This window comes from Pseudomonas sp. Q1-7 (assembly GCF_028010285.1).
Taxonomy (GTDB): Bacteria; Pseudomonadota; Gammaproteobacteria; order Pseudomonadales; family Pseudomonadaceae; genus Metapseudomonas.
In genome coordinates, this window is the sequence record NZ_CP116304.1 from 5,500,781 (window position 1) to 5,517,053 (window position 16,273).

At 66.2% G+C, this 16,273-nt stretch carries 15 protein-coding genes; 8 read left to right on the forward strand and 7 right to left on the reverse strand.

Going from position 1 to position 16,273, the window contains the following annotated elements:
• Nucleotides 1-14 precede the first annotated feature (14 nt).
• Both arcC and PJW05_RS25300 read left to right on the forward strand, forming a co-directional pair.
• Entirely contained in the window at nucleotides 15-947 is a 933-nt protein-coding gene (gene arcC, locus PJW05_RS25295; protein ID WP_271409672.1) for a carbamate kinase, read from the forward strand.
• Nucleotides 948-1,282: 335 nt separating this feature from the next.
• The gene (locus PJW05_RS25300) at nucleotides 1,283-3,190 is read left to right on the forward strand and encodes a beta-ketoacyl synthase (RefSeq protein WP_271409673.1); all 1,908 of its coding nucleotides are present in this window, start codon (nucleotides 1,283-1,285) and stop codon (nucleotides 3,188-3,190) included.
• Nucleotides 3,191-3,308: 118 nt separating this feature from the next.
• Here PJW05_RS25300 and PJW05_RS25305 read toward each other — a convergent pair whose 3' ends face one another.
• From PJW05_RS25305 to nudE, 3 genes are all read right to left on the reverse strand, one after another.
• Nucleotides 3,309-4,511: an ISL3 family transposase gene (locus tag PJW05_RS25305; protein ID WP_271409356.1), complete on the reverse strand. Its 1,203-nt coding sequence runs from the start codon at nucleotides 4,509-4,511 to the stop codon at nucleotides 3,309-3,311.
• 142 nt (nucleotides 4,512-4,653) lie between these two features.
• Nucleotides 4,654-5,475, reverse strand: coding sequence for a 3'(2'),5'-bisphosphate nucleotidase CysQ (gene cysQ / locus PJW05_RS25310; RefSeq protein ID WP_271409674.1), 822 nt, complete (start codon nucleotides 5,473-5,475; stop codon nucleotides 4,654-4,656).
• Complete coding sequence (gene nudE / locus PJW05_RS25315) at nucleotides 5,472-6,038, reverse strand: ADP compounds hydrolase NudE (RefSeq protein ID WP_271409675.1); 567 nt, start codon at nucleotides 6,036-6,038, stop codon at nucleotides 5,472-5,474. Before nudE ends, cysQ begins: the two co-directional genes overlap by 4 nt.
• 129 nt (nucleotides 6,039-6,167) lie before the next feature.
• Between nudE and yrfG the strand changes: the two genes are divergently transcribed.
• Nucleotides 6,168-6,830, forward strand: a complete 663-nt coding sequence (yrfG, locus tag PJW05_RS25320; protein ID WP_271409676.1) for a GMP/IMP nucleotidase — start codon at nucleotides 6,168-6,170, stop codon at nucleotides 6,828-6,830.
• Between the two features lie 16 nt (nucleotides 6,831-6,846).
• Here the strand turns inward: yrfG and lysM are convergent, their stop codons facing one another.
• The gene (lysM, locus tag PJW05_RS25325) at nucleotides 6,847-7,287 is read right to left on the reverse strand and encodes a peptidoglycan-binding protein LysM (RefSeq protein ID WP_271409677.1); all 441 of its coding nucleotides are present in this window, start codon (nucleotides 7,285-7,287) and stop codon (nucleotides 6,847-6,849) included.
• A 129-nt stretch (nucleotides 7,288-7,416) separates the two neighbouring features.
• Here lysM and PJW05_RS25330 point away from each other — a divergent pair, with 129 nt between their 5' ends.
• The 5 genes from PJW05_RS25330 to PJW05_RS25350 all read left to right on the forward strand — a co-directional run bounded on the left by PJW05_RS25330 (nucleotide 7,417) and on the right by PJW05_RS25350 (nucleotide 12,971).
• A complete protein-coding gene (locus PJW05_RS25330; protein WP_271409678.1) occupies nucleotides 7,417-8,313 on the forward strand; it encodes a LysR family transcriptional regulator in 897 nt (298 codons plus the stop codon).
• A gap of 95 nt (nucleotides 8,314-8,408) precedes the next feature.
• Nucleotides 8,409-9,254 carry a formate dehydrogenase accessory sulfurtransferase FdhD gene (gene fdhD, locus PJW05_RS25335; protein ID WP_271409679.1) on the forward strand — a complete coding sequence of 282 codons (846 nt, stop codon included), beginning with the start codon at nucleotides 8,409-8,411 and terminating at the stop codon, nucleotides 9,252-9,254.
• The gene (locus tag PJW05_RS25340; protein WP_271409680.1) at nucleotides 9,251-11,572 is read left to right on the forward strand and encodes an FdhF/YdeP family oxidoreductase; all 2,322 of its coding nucleotides are present in this window, start codon (nucleotides 9,251-9,253) and stop codon (nucleotides 11,570-11,572) included. The genes fdhD and PJW05_RS25340 overlap by 4 nt, the downstream gene beginning before the upstream one ends.
• 346 nt (nucleotides 11,573-11,918) lie before the next feature.
• The gene (locus PJW05_RS25345) at nucleotides 11,919-12,404 is read left to right on the forward strand and encodes a hypothetical protein (protein ID WP_271409681.1); all 486 of its coding nucleotides are present in this window, start codon (nucleotides 11,919-11,921) and stop codon (nucleotides 12,402-12,404) included.
• 168 nt (nucleotides 12,405-12,572) lie between these two features.
• Nucleotides 12,573-12,971: a glycine zipper domain-containing protein gene (locus PJW05_RS25350; RefSeq protein ID WP_271409682.1), complete on the forward strand. Its 399-nt coding sequence runs from the start codon at nucleotides 12,573-12,575 to the stop codon at nucleotides 12,969-12,971.
• A 57-nt stretch (nucleotides 12,972-13,028) separates the two neighbouring features.
• Here PJW05_RS25350 and sstT read toward each other — a convergent pair whose 3' ends face one another.
• The 3 genes from sstT to PJW05_RS25365 form a co-directional block, all read right to left on the reverse strand.
• On the reverse strand, nucleotides 13,029-14,273 hold the full coding sequence (sstT, locus tag PJW05_RS25355; protein WP_271409683.1) for a serine/threonine transporter SstT: 1,245 nt from the start codon (nucleotides 14,271-14,273) through the stop codon (nucleotides 13,029-13,031).
• A 335-nt stretch (nucleotides 14,274-14,608) separates the two neighbouring features.
• Nucleotides 14,609-15,046, reverse strand: a complete 438-nt coding sequence (locus tag PJW05_RS25360; RefSeq protein WP_271409684.1) for an acyl-CoA thioesterase — start codon at nucleotides 15,044-15,046, stop codon at nucleotides 14,609-14,611.
• A 23-nt stretch (nucleotides 15,047-15,069) separates the two neighbouring features.
• Entirely contained in the window at nucleotides 15,070-16,233 is a 1,164-nt protein-coding gene (locus tag PJW05_RS25365; protein WP_271409685.1) for an iron-containing alcohol dehydrogenase, read from the reverse strand.
• Nucleotides 16,234-16,273: the final 40 nt, after the last annotated feature.

Below are 16,273 nucleotides of genomic sequence, written 5' to 3' on the forward strand. Positions count from 1 at the left end.
AGGAGGACATCACTATGCGTATCGTCGTCGCATTGGGCGGTAACGCCCTGCTGCGTCGTGGCGAACCCATGACGGCCGACAACCAGCGCGCCAACGTGAAGATCGCCGCCGAGCAGATCGCCAAGGTCGCACCGGGCAACGAACTGGTGATCGCCCACGGCAACGGCCCGCAGGTCGGTCTGCTGGCCCTGCAGGGCGCAGCCTATGACAAGGTCACCCCCTATCCGCTGGACGTGCTCGGCGCCGAAACCGAAGGCATGATCGGCTACATGATCGAACAGGAAATGGGCAACCTGCTGCCCTTCGAGGTGCCGTTCGCCACCATCCTCACCCAGGTCGAAGTCGACGCGAAGGACCCGGCGTTCAAGAACCCCACCAAACCCATCGGCCCGGTCTACTCCAAGGAAGAAGCCGAAGCCCTGGCCCGGGAGAAGGGCTGGAGCATCGCCCCCGACGGCGACAAGTTCCGCCGCGTGGTGGCCAGCCCCCGCCCGAAGCGCATCTTCGAGATTCGCCCGGTCAAGTGGCTGCTGGAGAAGGGCACCATCGTCATCTGCGCCGGCGGGGGCGGCATCCCGACCATGTACGACGAATCGGGCAAGAAGCTCTCCGGTGTCGAAGCGGTGATCGACAAGGACCTCTGCTCGTCGCTGCTGGCCGAGGAGCTGGGCGCCGAACTCCTGATCATCGCCACGGACGTGGACGCGGCCTACATCGACTGGGGCAAGTCCACCCAGAAGGCCATCGCCCAGGCCCATCCGGACGAACTGGACAGCCTCGGTTTCGCCGCCGGCTCCATGGGGCCGAAGGTCCAGGCCGCCATGGAATTCGCCCGCAACACCGGCAAGGACGCGGTGATCGGCTCGCTGGAGAACATCGTGGCCATTACCGAAGGCAAGTCCGGCACCCGCGTCTCCACCCGCAAGGCCGGTATCGAGTACCGCTGAGCAATCGCCCCTTCCTTGTGGGGGCGATTTCATTCGCTTTGGGCAGCGCCGCTGCCCCCGAAGACAGACCTGCGGTCTGTATAGCGATTGAAATCGCCCCCACAGGGCCATCCCCTGTCGATTCCACCCCGCTAACTCCCGCCGAATGACCAAAGGCGTGACTTGATAGTCATGCCCCGCGTCAGGTAGACATCCCATTCATTCGAGCTGCCACCTGGCTCATGCCACTTGGCCCGTGATGCTTGACGCCGCCACTTGCCGCCCCGACCTGCGGCGCCCTGCGGCCCAGCCTCGCCCGCCGGCGTGAAACGGTCTTTTTGAGGAGTTTCCGAGAGATGTCCCGACTTCCAGTGATTGTGGGTTTTGGCGGCTATAACGCAGCTGGGCGAAGCTCGTTCCACCACGGCTTCCGCCGTATCGTGATCGAGACCCTGGACGCCCAGGCCCGCCAGGAAACCCTGGCCGGCCTGGCCGTGATGATGAAGCGGGTCAGCGTCGCCGACGGCCAGTACCGCGATGCCGACGGCAAAACCCTGACCCTGGCCGAGATCGAAACCCGCTACGCCGCCGAGATCCTCGACGCCACCCTGGTGCGCCGCATCGGCAAGCAGCACCTGGACGTGGACGCCGCCCATTGGCAGAAGAACCTCACCGTCCAGCCCGGCGATGGCCAGGCCCTCAGTTTCACCACCTCGCGCAAGCAACTGCCCGAGCCGCTGCCGGCCAACTGGGAAGTGGAAACACTGGACAATGGCGACGTGCGTGTGACCCTGCGGGGCACCTGCGATTTCAAGGTGGACAGCTACCGCGCGCTGCCGGTTAAGTCCGCCGGCCAACTGCCCTCCGGCTTCGAACCGGGCGAGCTGTACAACTCCCGCTTCCATCCGCGCGGCCTGCAACTGTCCGTCGTCGCCGCCACCGACGCCATCCGCTCCATCGGCCTACCCTGGAAAGCGATCGTCGACCACGTACAGCCCGACGAAATCGCCGTGTTCTCCGGCAGCATCATGAGCCAGCTCGACGAGAACGGCTTTGGCGGCATGCTGCAGTCGCGCCTGAAGGGCGGTCGCGTGACCGCCAAGCAGTGTCCGCTCGGCCTCAATACCATGCCGGCCGACTTCATCAACGCCTATGTGCTGGGCAGCGTCGGCACCACCGGCAGCGTGACCGGCGCCTGCGCAACCTTCCTCTACAACCTGCAGAAGGCCATCGAGCAGATTGCCAGCGGCAAGGCCCGCGTGGCCCTGGTGGGCAACGCCGAGGCGCCGATCACCCAGGAATGCATCGACGGCTACGGCGCCATGGGCGCCCTGGCCACCGAGGACGGCCTGCGCCAGGTGGGTGGTCGCGAGGACGTGGACTTCCGCCGCGCCAGCCGCCCGTTCGGCGAGAACTGCGGCTTTACCCTGGCCGAATCCAGCCAGTACGTGGTGCTGATGGACGACGCGCTGGCCCTGGAGCTGGGCGCCGATATCCATGGCGCGGTGACCGACGTCTTCATCAATGCCGACGGCTTCAAGAAATCCATCTCCGCACCCGGTCCGGGCAATTACCTCACCCTGGCCAAGGCCGTGGCCGCCGCCAGCCAGCTGATCGGCGCGGATGGCGTGCGCGAGCGCAGCTTCGTCCATGCCCACGGCTCCAGCACACCGGCCAACCGCGTCACCGAGTCCGAACTGCTGGACCGCGTCGCCGGTGCCTTCGGCATCGAACGCTGGCCAGTGGCCGCGGTGAAGGCCTACCTCGGCCACTCCCTGGCCACCGCCAGCGGCGACCAGGTGATCGCCGCCCTCGGCACCTTCAAGTACGGCATCCTGCCGGGCATCAAGACCATCGACCGGGTGGCCGACGACGTGCATCGCCAGCACCTGTCCATCGAAACCCGCGACCAGGTTCTGGGCGAACGCCAGCTGGACGTCTGCTTCATCAACTCCAAGGGCTTCGGCGGCAACAACGCCACCGGCGTGATCATCTCCCCGCGCCTGGCCGAGAAAATGCTGAAGAAACGTTACGGCGAAACGGCGTTCGCCGCCTACAGCGCCAAGCGCGAGCAGACGCGCGCCAACGCCGAGGAATACGACCGCCGTGCGCGCCTGGGCGAGTTCGACATCATCTACAACTTCGGCAACGACCTGATCGACGACCAGCAGATCGAGCTGAGCCCGGAAGGCATCCAGGTGCCCGGCTTCGCCCAACCGCTGCGCTACAAGAAGGACGAGCGCTTCGCCGACATGCTGGATTGAATCAACGCCGTAGGATGGTGCGGGCGGCGTTCCGCTAGAGCGAAGCGAAACCCATCACAGCGATCGATGGGTGTCGCAGGCTCCATCCTACGAATGTTGCATATCCATGAAAAAGGGTTCATCGCGCTTTCCCGGGGAAGGCAGCCTTGATTTTCAGGAAGAAGTAGGCTGAGTCTCGGAAGCCATAGGCCATGCGCTTGATCACCTTGATACGGTTATTCACGCCCTCCAGCAGGCTGGTATGTAGGTGGAAACGTGCACTGGCGAGGATGCCCCGGGCGTATTTGCGCAGGTTGCGGGCAAAGCGTTGCAGTGGCGCCAGACCGCTGTCCCGGGCATGCCGTAGCCAACTTCGCCAGCGCCGCCAGCCCTCCTGCACACTGGGGGCGTACCAGATTGCCTTTAACGCATCCTTGAGCACATAGACCGTGGCCAGTGGTTGGTTGGCCGCGAGCAGCTCTTGCAACTGCACGGCCTGCCCGTCCTTGAGGTTGTCGTGATTGCGCAGTAGCAGCCAGCGACTCTGCTTGACCACCTTGCGCGCCGTTTTGTCTTCGCGCAGGAGGTTGGCCTGGTCGACGCGGATACGGTCGATCACCTCACGGCCGTAGCGCGCCACCACGTGGAACAGGTCATACACCACTTCGGCCTGCGGGCAGTGCCGCTTCACCTCCAGGTCGAAAGCCGTGTTCATGTCCATCGCCACCGCCTCGATCTGCTGGCAGCGCTCGCCCAGCAATTCGAAGAACGGGCGAATCGCCTCGCGGCTGTTGCCATGCCCGACCCACAGCACCCGCGTCCGCTCGGCATCCATGATCACCGTGGCATAACGATGCCCCTTGTGCAGGGCGAACTCGTCCATCACCAGACGGCGAACATCGCCCGGCTTGAAAGCGCCAACGGCGGCCTCCAGGCGGCGCTTATCGAGCGTCTTGAGCGTGTGCCAGTGCAGGCCGGTGAGGCGGCTGACATGACTGATGGGCAGCAATTGCAGCAAGCCTTCGAGCCAGACGCGCAAGCGTTGGGTCAAACGCGACACCGGTTCCAACCAGCTGATCCGCTCGGTTACCCGCCCACAACTCAGGCAATCGACGCGGCGCACCGGTAGCTGGAGCAAGACGCGCTGGTCGAACAGATCGCGATCGCGCACCTGACGAGTCCGCCGCTCATGGATCAATGGACAGGCTTCACCACAGCGTCCGCATTCGGGGACGGAGCCGACTTGAGGCTCGAGCTCGATTAGCAGGGTGTCGTGGGTTGATTGGCGACAGGAGACGACTGCGTAGCCTGGCCAGAAAGCAGCAAGATCAATAGGATGCACGGCGGCAGCAGGGGGTGGTGGTTGGTTCGTTTGGCGACTGCCAATCTAACCACTTCCCTGACTGTCAACTCGCTCTTCCCCCTGATCCCGCGAAGAACCTGAAAAAGGGCCCCTCGGGGCCCTTTTTCATTTGGCGTGTTGCTCAGTCCAGCGCCCGCGCCAGCTGGATCAGCTCCGCCCGCCATTCGGCGGCCACCGGCAGGGCCAGGAAGGAGGGATTGAGGAACGTCTCGCGCGCCTCGTAGGTCAGCGCTTCGCCGGCCAGGTTCAACACTTCGCCACCGGCGCCTTCCAGCACGCCTTGCGCAGCAGCCGTGTCCCACTGGGAGGTAGGCGCCAGGCGCGGGTAGCAATCCGCCGCCCCTTCGGCCAACAGGCAGAACTTCAGCGAGCTACCGATATTGGCCAGGGCCAGGTCGCCGAAGCGCTCGCCCAGCCAGGCGAGCAGGCGCTCCTGGGCCGGGCTCGAATGGCGCTTGCTGGCGACCACGGTGAAGGCTTCGTCCGGCGCGATGCGCACGCTGATCTCCCGCGCCTGGCCATCCGCATCGGCACGCCAGGCGCCGAGGCCAGCACCGCCGTAATAGCAGCGTCCGGTCACCGGCACGCCCACCACGCCGAATACCACCCGGCCGCGTTCCACCAGCGCCACGTTGACGGTGAACTCGTCGCTGCCGGCGATGAATTCCTTGGTACCGTCCAATGGGTCCACCAGCCACCAGCGCTGCCAACCGGCGCGCTCGGCCAAGGCAATGTCGGCGGCTTCTTCGGACAGCACCGGAATCCCCGCATCCAGCGCCGCAAGGCCGGCAACGAGGACCTTGTGCGCGGCCAGGTCGGCGGCGGTGACGGGCGAAGCGTCGGCCTTCTCGGTCACCGCCAGCTCGCCGCGCCAGTGAGGCAGGATCGCCTCGCCCGCTTGCCGCACCCGTTCGATCACCGCAGGAAGCAGGGGATGGCTCATGGCTGGTACTCCCCGCGCTGGGTCAGGATGTCCCGGACCAGATAGAGCGCGGCCAGGGCGCGACCTTCGCTGAACTGCTGGTGCTGGGCGAGGCTGGACAGCTCGCGCAGGCTGATGCGGTCCACCCGCAGCGGCTCCGGCTCGTCGCCCGGCAGGCTTTCTTCGAAGAGATCGTGGGCCAGCACCACCTGAATCTTCTGGCTCATGTAGCCAGGCGACAGCGACAGCTCGGTGAGGTGCTCCAGCCGGCGCGCACCGAACCCGGCTTCTTCCTTGAGCTCGCGGTTGGCGGCGGCGAGCACGTCTTCACCCGGCTCGATCAGCCCCTTGGGCAGGGACAGTTGGTAGTCGTCCGTGCCGGCGCAGTACTCCTCCACCAGCAGCACGTGCTCGGCATCGGCCATGGCCACTACCATCACCGCGCCGTAGCCGACCCCCTTGCCCACCAGGCGTTCGTAGGTACGCTCGACGCCGTTGGCGAAGCGCAACTGCAGCTCCTCGACACGGAACAGGCGGCTGCTGGCGACGATTTCGCGAGCGAGCACCGTGGGCTTCTGACGCATAACGGACTCCTTGGCATGACCGGCGGGTTATCATACCCCGCCTTCGTCCATTGTCCCCGCTGGAGTTTGCACGCTGGCGACGACCAGCGACGCAAGGACGACAACCTACCTCAATCAATGACGCCGCCCATGCCGCATTTGCCCTGGAATGAGATCGACACCGTGCTGCTCGACATGGACGGCACCCTGCTCGACCTGCACTTCGACAATCACTTCTGGATGGAACACCTGCCGCAGCGCTACGCCGAACACCACGGCATCAGCCGCGCGCTGGCCGACGCCGAGCTGCTGCCGCTGTTCCGCGACAACGCCGGGCAACTGAACTGGTATTGCACCGACTTCTGGAGCCGCGAGCTGCGCCTGTCGATCCGCGACCTCAAGCGCGAGGTGGCGCACCTGATCGCCCTACGCCCGGACGCCGACCTGTTCCTCGCCGCCTTGCGCCGCTCGGGCAAGCGCGTGGCGCTGATCACCAACGCCCACCGCGATTCGCTGTCGCTGAAGATGGAGCGAGTCCAACTGGCGCCCTGGTTCGACCGCCTGATCAGCTCCCACGACTACGGTTTCCCCAAGGAAGACCAGCAGTTCTGGCAGGCGCTGCAGCAGGATTTCGGCTTCGAGCCGGCGCGCAGCCTGTTCATCGACGACAGCCTGCCGATCCTGCGCAGCGCGCGGCAGTACGGCGTCGCCCAACTGCTGGCGGTGAGCGAGCCGGACAGCCGCAAGGGGCCGAAGGACACCGAGGAATTCGCCGCGGTGGACAGCTACCGGAACCTCCTCGACGGGCTCTGAGGCGAACTCGTGATCGTCATTCGGGAATTCGCAACACCTGGCCCGGATAGATCTTGTCCGGGTGTGAAAGCATCGGCTTGTTGGCCTCGAATATCTTCATGTAGGCATTGGCGTTGCCATACTCGGCCTTGGCGATGGCGCTCAGGGTGTCGCCCTTCTTCACCGTGACGAAGCGGGCCGGCGCCACGGCGGGGTCGCTGACGCTGATCTGGTCCTCGACCTGGGCCACGCCCTCGACATTGCCCAGGGCCAGGAGGATCTTCTCTTTCTCCTCCTGGGTCGCCACTTCACCACGGGCGATCACCTTGTCGCCTTCCACCGTCAGTTCGATGGCCGGGTTGCCCAGCCCCACCTTGGCCACGTGTTCCTTCAGCGTTTCGGCGGCCTGGGCCTCCTGTCCCACCAGGGTTTCCCAGAGTTTCACACCTGCTTCTTTGACAAAGTCGAAGATGCCCATGACAGATCCTCTCGTTCCACAGGGATGGCGCACCCGGCGCCGGGGAGGTGCAAGTCTAGACCCGCGATCCGGCCTGGCCGTCCATGGGCGACGACAGGCTAGAATTCCCTGTCTACGCAAGGAGTCGGCATGGACATCAAACAACTGAAGTTCCTCCTCGCCCTTGAGGAGACCCGCCATTTCGGCCAGGCCGCCGCGCGCTGCCACGTCACCCAGCCGACGTTGTCCATGCGCCTGCGCAGCCTGGAGGAAGAACTGGGCCTGGAACTGGTGATCCGTGGCCAGCGCTTCGAGGGTTTCACCGATGCCGGCCTGCGCGTGCTGGCCTGGGCGCGCACCCTGCTCGCCGCCCACGACGGTCTGTACGCCGAGGCGGCCGCCTGCCGTGGCCAGCTGGTGGGCACCTTGCGCCTGGGCATGGTGCCGCTGGCGGGCTTCGACCCGATGCGCCTGGTGGAGGCCTTTTCCGGCCCGCACCCGAGCCTGCGTTTCCAGCTGTTCTCGCTGAGTTCCGAGCAGATCCTCGAAGGCCTGGCGCGCAACCAGCTGGACCTGGGCCTGTCCTACCTCGACCGCCTGGACCGCGAACATTTCGAGAGCATGGAACTGGCGCAGACCCGCATGGGCCTGCTGCACGACCGCCGCCACTTCAACTTCGACACCCCGGCGTTGTCCTGGGAGCGCCTGGTCGACCTGCCCCTGGGGCTGCTGTCGAGCGGCATGCACTTCCGCCAGTCCGTCGACCACGGCTTCCGCAGCCGTGGCCTGTCGCCGCAACCGAAGCTGGAAACCGACGCCGTGCACCAATTGCTGCAAGCCGCCAGTGCCGGGCTGTGCTGCGCCATCATGCCCCTGGACAGCGGCCTCGACGACTTCACCGAGCACCTGGCGCTGACGCCCATCGAAGGCGCCCACACCCTGGCCCCGCTGGGCCTGATCCTGCGCCGCGGCGCACCCCGCTCGGCGCTCGCGGACGCCTGCTTCTCCGAGGCGAAAGCCCTGCTGGAGCGGCTCCCGGCCAATTGATAGACGCCATCGATCAAGAAATCGGGACTAGCGATTAGACGGCCCTGGCGTGCGGGCCTAGGATGGCGGAGTCAATTCGTCGCAGGGGCAGATTCATGCCAGGTCCAGACGCCAAACACCCGCCCACCGCTGTGGATAACCCGTCCGGGTCGGCCAGCTACCAGTACGCCGAACTGGACGGCGGCACGCGGATTGAGAATGCCGCGCTGGCCGAAGAGTGCGCCCTGGCGATCTCCTACAACGGCATCAGCTATGCCGTGATGATGGTGTCCCCCAGCGCCCTGGAGGACTTCGTCGCCGGCTTCAGCCTGAGCAGCGCCGTCGTGCAATCCATCGATGACATCTATGACATCAGCATCGAAGGCGAAGGCATCGCCCTGCATGCCGAGGTGGACATCGGCAACCGCGCCTTCTGGTCGCTCAAGGAGCAGCGCCGCAACCTGGCCGGCACCACCGGCTGCGGCCTCTGTGGTGTGGAAGCCCTGGAGCAGGCACTGCCGCAACTGCCCTCGCTGGCACCGGCGCCCCTGCCGCCCGCCGAGCATTTCCTCGACCTGCGCCAGCGCATCAACGACGCCCAGGAACTGGCCCGACGCAGCGGCGCACTGCATGCCGCGCTGTTCGTCGACGCCACCGGCGAACTGCGCCTGTGCCGCGAGGACATCGGCCGCCACAACGCGCTCGACAAGCTGATCGGCGCGCTGCTGCGCCAAGGCCTGGACCCGCGCGAAGGCTTCGCCGTGGTCACCAGTCGCTGCAGCCTGGAACTTATCCACAAGGCGGTGCGCGCGGGCCTGTCCACCCTGGTCAGCCTCTCCGCCCCCACCACCCTGACGGTGGAATGGGCGCGCCGGCACCACCTCAACCTCATCCACCTGCCCCACCACAGCGCCCCTCGGGTCTACAGCCCGGCGCCGCAATCGAAAGTCGATATCGAATGAGCCTGCAACCCGTAAACCCCCGCTATAAACCCTACAAGGGCGCCGCGGCCGGCTGGGGTGCGCTGAAGAGCGTCACCCGCTTCTGGCTGGACAGCAAACAGCCGTTCAAGAACCTCCGCGCCCTGCTCAAGACCAACCAGAACGGCGGCTTCGACTGCCCCGGCTGCGCCTGGGGCGACTCCCCGGAAGATGGCCGCATCAAGTTCTGCGAGAACGGTGCCAAGGCGGTCAACTGGGAAGCCACCAAGCGTCGGGTGGATGCCGCCTTCTTCGCCCGCTACAGCGTCAGCCAGTTGCGCGGACAAAGCGACTACTGGCTCGAATACCAGGGCCGCCTGACCCAGCCCATGCGCTATGACCGCCAGACCGACCACTACGTGCCGGTCGGCTGGGACGAGGCCTTTGCCCTGGTGGCGGAACACCTGCGCAGTCTTGAAAGCCCGCACCAGGCCGAGTTCTACACCTCGGGCCGGGCCAGCAACGAGGCGGCGTATCTCTACCAGTTGTTCGTCCGTGCCTTCGGCACCAACAACTTCCCCGACTGCTCGAACATGTGCCACGAGGCCAGCGGTGTCGCGCTGGGCCAGAGCCTGGGCGTTGGCAAAGGCAGCGTGACCTTCGCCGACTTCGAGCACGCCGACGCCATCTTCGTGTTCGGCCAGAACCCCGGCACCAACCACCCGCGCATGCTCGAACCGCTGCGCGAGGCGGTGAAACGCGGCGCCCAGGTGGTCTGCTTCAACCCGCTCAAGGAACGTGGCCTGGAACGCTTCCAACACCCGCAGCACGCCCTGGAGATGCTCAGCAACGGCTCGCGGCCGCTGAACACGGCCTTCTTCCGCCCGGCCCTGGGCGGCGACATGGCGGCCGTTCGCGGCATCGCCAAGTTCCTCCTGCAGTGGGAACGGGAAGCCCAGGCGGAAGGCCGGGAACCGGTGTTCGACCATGGCTTCATCGCCGCGCACACCGACGGCGTCGACGGCTACCTGGAGGAACTGGACGCCACGCCCTGGGAACAGATCGAACAACAGTCCGGCCTGGGCCTGGACGAAATCGAGGTTTCCGCGCGCATCTACCGCGAGGCCCGCAGCGTGATCGTCTGCTGGGCGATGGGCATCACCCAGCACCGCCACTCGGTGCCGACCATCCAGGAAATCGTCAACCTGCAATTGCTGCGCGGCAACATCGGCCGCCCCGGCGCAGGCCTGTGCCCGGTGCGCGGCCACAGCAACGTGCAGGGCGACCGCACCATGGGCATCAACGACCGCCCGCCGGCGGAGTTGCTGGATGCCCTGGAGACGCGCTTCGGCTTCAAGGTGCCACGGGACAACGGCCACAACACGGTGGAAGCCATCAACGCCATGCTGGCGGGCGAGGCCAGGGTCTTCATCGGCCTTGGCGGCAACTTCGCCCAGGCCACGCCGGACAGCCCGCGTACCCATGCCGCCCTGCGCAACTGCGCGCTGACGGTGCAGATCAGCACCAAGCTCAACCGCAGCCACCTGACGGTCGGCCACGACGCGCTGATCCTGCCGTGTCTCGGACGCACCGACATCGATCGCCAGGCCGAGGGGCCGCAGGCGGTGACGGTGGAAGATTCCTTCAGCATGATCCACGCGTCCTTTGGCCAGTTGGAGCCATCATCCGGCGAGATGCGCTCGGAACCGGCGATCGTTGCCGGTATCGCCAAGGCCACCCTCGGCAACCACCCGGTGGACTGGGACGCGCTGATCGCCCACTACGACCGCATCCGCGAGCTGATCGCCGACACCATCCCCGGCTTCCAGGACTTCAACCAGCGCGTGCAGCACCCGGGCGGCTTCTACCTGGGTAACAGCGCCAACACTCGGCACTGGAGCACCGCCAGCGGTCGCGCCAACTTCATCGCAACGGCGCTGCCGGCGGACCTGCTCCACGAGAAGGTCCGCCGCACCGGCCAGACGCCGCACCTGATCCTTCAGACCCTGCGCTCCCACGACCAGTACAACACCACCATCTACGGCCTCGACGACCGCTATCGCGGCGTTCGCGGCCAGCGCGAGGTGGTCTTCGCCAATGAGGTCGACATCCGCCGCCTGGGCTTCGAACCGGGGCAGAAGGTGGACATGGTGACGCTCTGGGACGACGGCGTGGAGCGTCGGGTTTCCGGCTTCAGCCTGCTGGCCTTCGACATCCCCGCCGGCCAGGCGGCCGCCTACTACCCGGAAACCAACCCGCTGGTGCCGCTGGACAGCTATGGCGACGGCAGCTACACACCCACCTCGAAGTTCGTGGCCATCCGCCTTGAAGCCACGCAGCAAAACGACCGCATCCTCTGAGGATGCGGTCATCGCTTCGGTGTGTTCTCGAGTGGCGCAAGGAAAGTTCGTCTGGAGAACTTTGTTGATGCGGGAAATAATTTGAAATACGGATTAAGTGCCTATATAAAGTTGCAACGGAACTTTAGCTGAATTGGCACTTGGCCAGCACTTCCAGGACACTGGAAACCCCGGCTTCAGGCAGGATGCAACAAGGCTCAGACAGCCTTCACAGCAAAAAGTTCTACCCCAAAATCAAACAATTAAAAAAATAAGAAAAGCGGGGGCTTTTCGTCGTCCGACACTTGCGTAAGTTAATTCCTACGGCAAATATCGCCTCACCAAAACCACTGAGGCGATCCTCACCATGAAGTACACCTCGATCCTTCTTCTGTCTCTCGGCCTGGCCAGCGGCAGCGCCTTTGCAGGCGGCAATACCGATGCCGGTATTGGCGGTGCGCTGGGCGGGGTCCTGGGGTCCGTTGTCGGCAACGCGGTCGGCGGCAGCACCGGCGCAGCCATCGGCGCCGGCGTGGGTGGTGCAGCAGGCGGCGCGGTAGCGGCCCCGAAACGCAACCGTACCGAAGCCGCCATCGGCGGCGGCCTGGGCGCTGCCGGCGGCCAGGTCATCGGCCGGCAGATGGGCGGCACCACGGGTGGCCTGATCGGCGCGGCCCTCGGCGGCGGCGCCGGCGGTGCGCTGGGCAATGAATTCGGCGACAGGAATCGCTACGACGATGACGATTACTACGATGATCATCGCCACTACCGCAAGGCCGGCCACAAGCACCGTCACGGCCACGGCTGGGGTCATCGCAAGCACAAGCACCGTCATCACGACTGGGATGACTGATCACAACGCTCACCGAAAAAGCCCGCGCCCAGCGGGCTTTTTCTGGAGCTGAGGCCTGGTCGAGCGACAGCCTGCCGCCTCGGCCTCTTTAATCCGACCTGTGTCATGGGCAGCCCGACATCGCTGCGGGACCATGGACATTCCCCTTCGAAACGGAGAATCAGCAAGATGCGCAAAGCAGTAACCGCCTTCGCCCTCAGCCTCCTGGCGACCCAGGCCGTCGTGGCCGGCGAGACCACCAACAACGCCATTGGCGGCGGCCTCGGCGGCGCCCTGGGCAACGTGGTCGGCAATGCCGTCGGCGGCAGCACCGGCGCCGCCATCGGCGCGGGCCTGGGTGGTGCGGCCGGCAGTGCCATGACCGCGAAGAGCGGCAAGAAGACCGAAGCCGCCATCGGCGGCGGCCTGGGCGCGGCGGGCGGCTCGGTAGCCGGTCGCGCGCTGGGTGGCTCCACTGGTTCGGCCATCGGCGCGGGCCTCGGCGGCGCGGCGGGCGGCGCCATCGCCACCGAGCTGACCAAGGATGACCACGATGGCCATCGCAAACACCGCAAGCACCGCCACTGATCGATGCGCCCATGAAGAAGCCCGGCATTCGCCGGGCTTTTTCGTTTGCGGGTGGTATCAGCCGATCTGTTCGGCACGCACCTCGTCCACCTCGCCGCTGGCCATGCAGGCCGCCGCGGTGAAGAGCACGTCGGTGGAGGAGTTCAGCGCGGTTTCGGCGGCGTCCTGGAGGATGCCGATGATGAAGCCCACCGCGACCACCTGCATCGCCACGTCGCTGGGGATGCCGAACAGGCTGCAGGCCAGCGGAATCAGCAGCAGCGAGCCGCCGGCCACGCCGGATGCGCCGCACGCGCAAATGGCCGCCACCATGCTCAGAAGAATGGCGGTGGGGATATCGACGGCGATACCCAGGGTGGTCACGGCGGCCAGGGTCAGCACGGTGATGGTGATGGCCGCGCCGGCCATGTTGATGGTGGCGCCCAGCGGAATCGACACCGAATAGGTGTCCTCGTGCAGGCCAAGCTTCTCCGCCAGTTGCAGGTTCACCGGGATGTTCGCCGCCGAGCTGCGGGTGAAGAAGGCGGTAATGCCGCTTTCGCGCAGGCAGGTCAGGACCAGCGGATAGGGATTGCGGCGAATCTTCCAGAACACGATCAGCGGGTTCACCACAAGGGCCACGAACAGCATGCAGCCCAGCAGCACCGCCAGCAGGTGAGCGTAGCCGGCCAGCACGCCCATGCCGTTCTCCGCCAGGGTCGAGGCCACCAGGCCGAAGATGCCCAGCGGGGCGAAGCTGATCACCACGCGGACGATCAGCGACACGCCATGGGACAGGTCGCTGAACACGTTGCGAGTGGTTTCGCTGCCCTGGCGAATGGCGATGCCCAGGCCAATGGCCCAGACCAGAATGCCGATGAAGTTGGCCTCCATCAGCGCGGTCACCGGGTTGGCCACGGCACTGGTCAGCAGGCTCAGCAGTACCTCGGAGACATTGCCGGGCGGCGACAGGTCGGCGGCGCCGGAGGACAGGGCAATGGTCGAGGGGAACAGGCTGGAGGCCAGCACGGCGACCACGGAAGCGGAGAACGTGCCCATCAGGTAGAGGAACAGGATCGGCCGGATGTGGGTGCGTTCGCCCGGCTTGTGGTTGGCGATGGCGGCGGTCACCAGGATGAACACCAGCACCGGCGCCACGGCCTTCAGGGCGGAGACGAAGAGCTTGCCGAGCAGGCCGACGGCGCTGGCGTACTCGGGCGAGGCCAGGGCCAGGGCGATGCCGGCGATCAGGCCGAAGACGATTCGGGTCACCAGGCTGGTGCGTTTCAAGCGTTGCAGGATGGAGCCGTTTGCATGAGTCATGGCGGGTACCGCTGAACGTCGGGCCGTGCACGAGCTGGCCCAGGGTGGACATTGAACCCCGGCGACGCCCCGCCTTCACTGCCGCAGATCACCGAAAAATTCGACACGTGCCGCGAGGCGTTTCGCTCGCAGCGGGTCGGGGCGTTTCAGGTTTGGCGCGCATTGTGCGGATTCAGGGGGTGGATGGATAGAGCGGACAGACGGTCGGGGCGTCGGATGTCGCCATTTCGGACATTCCGGGTCGACTGGTTGAAAGTTGTCCACAGGCTACATGCGACGGGAGGACGACTGTGGGGGGCGAATTCATTCGCCCCCCACACAGGAAAAGAACCCGATCAGGTCTCCGCAACCAACTCCGCCAGTGCCGTCCGCAGGGGCTCGGGAATCGGCACCGGCCGGTTGCTCTCGCGGTCGACGAAGACGTGCACGAAACGGCCGGCGGCGCAGGCTTCATCCTCGCCCTGCCTGAAGATCGCCAGCTCGTACTGCACCGAGCTATTGCCCAGCTTGCCCACCCGCAGGCCGACCTCGATGCGGTCGGGAAAGGCGATGGAGGCGAAGTAGTCGCAGGACGAACTCACCACGAATCCGACCACGCCGCCTTCGTGGATATCCAGGCCGCCACGCTCGATCAGGTAGGCGTTCACCGCGCTGTCGAAGTAGCCGTAATAGACCACGTTGTTCACATGGCCGTAGATGTCGTTGTCGTGCCAGCGCGTGGTGATGGGCTGGAAATGGCGGTAGTCGCTGCGCAGGTGCTGGGGTTGGCTCATGGGCGTCCTTGGCGTCGGTTTCGTCAGTAGGCGGCCTGGTAGATGGCCAGGGCCTGGGCCTCGCTGACCTCGCGTGGATTATTCACCAACAGCCGCTGCTGCAGCATGGCATCGCCGGCCAGGCGCGGCAGCATGGCTTCCGGCACGCCGGCCTCTCGCAAGCGGGTCGGCAAGCCGCTCCGGGTGCTGAACTCCGCCAGTTCGACGATCAGTTGTTCGGTCAGGCTCGCCGCGCTGCCGGGACGCAGCTTGCCACCGAGCACCAGGGGTGCCAGTTCCGCGTAGAGCGGGGCCGCCACCTCGGCGTTGAACGCCAGCACATGGGGCAACACCAGGGCGTTGGACAGGCCGTGGGGGATGTGGAAATGCCCACCCAGCGGATAGGCCAGGGCGTGCACCGCCGCCACCGGGGCATTGGCGAAAGCCTGCCCGGCCAGGCAGGCGCCCAGCAGCATGGCCTGGCGGGCCGCGCGGTCGTGGCCGCCGTGCACCACCCGGTCCAGATTGCCGGCCAGCAGGCGCAGGGCCTCCCGCGCCAACAGGTCGGACAGCGGGTTCTTCTTCAGCTTGCTGGTGTAGGCCTCGATGGCGTGGACCATGGCGTCGATCCCCGTGGCCGCGGTGACGGCCGGCGGCAGGCCGAGGGTAAGGTCGGCGTCCAGCAGGGCCAGGTCCGGCAGCAGCAGCGGCGAAACCACGCCCATCTTGCTGGTTTCGCCGGTGGTGACGATGGCGATCGGTGTCACCTCGGAGCCGGTGCCGGCGGTGGTCGGCACCTGCAGCAACGGCAGACGGCGGCCGCGCACATTGCCCACGCCATAGAGGTCGGCCAGCCCCTGGCGACAGTCCGGGTGCGCCAGCAGCGCCACCAGCTTGGCGACGTCCATCGAACTGCCCCCGCCGAAGCCCACCACCAGCTCGGCGCCCAGCGCCGTCGCCAGCTCTACGGCTGCCAGCACCACGCCTTCTGGCGGGTCGGCCTGCACCTGGTCGTAGACCGCAACGGTCAGGCCGGCGGCGGCGAAGCCGGGCAATATCTCGTCGAGCAGGCCGAGACGGGTGATGCCCGGGTCGGTGACCAGGAGCACCCGACCGGCGCCGCGCTCGCGGCAGAGTTCGGCCAGGCGCCTGGCCGAGCCGGATTCGCAGAGGATCTGCGCGGTGGTGGCGAAACTGAAGGGCTGCATCGGAGCGTCCTCCCTCGTTGTTCTCATGGCGCCCCCGTGG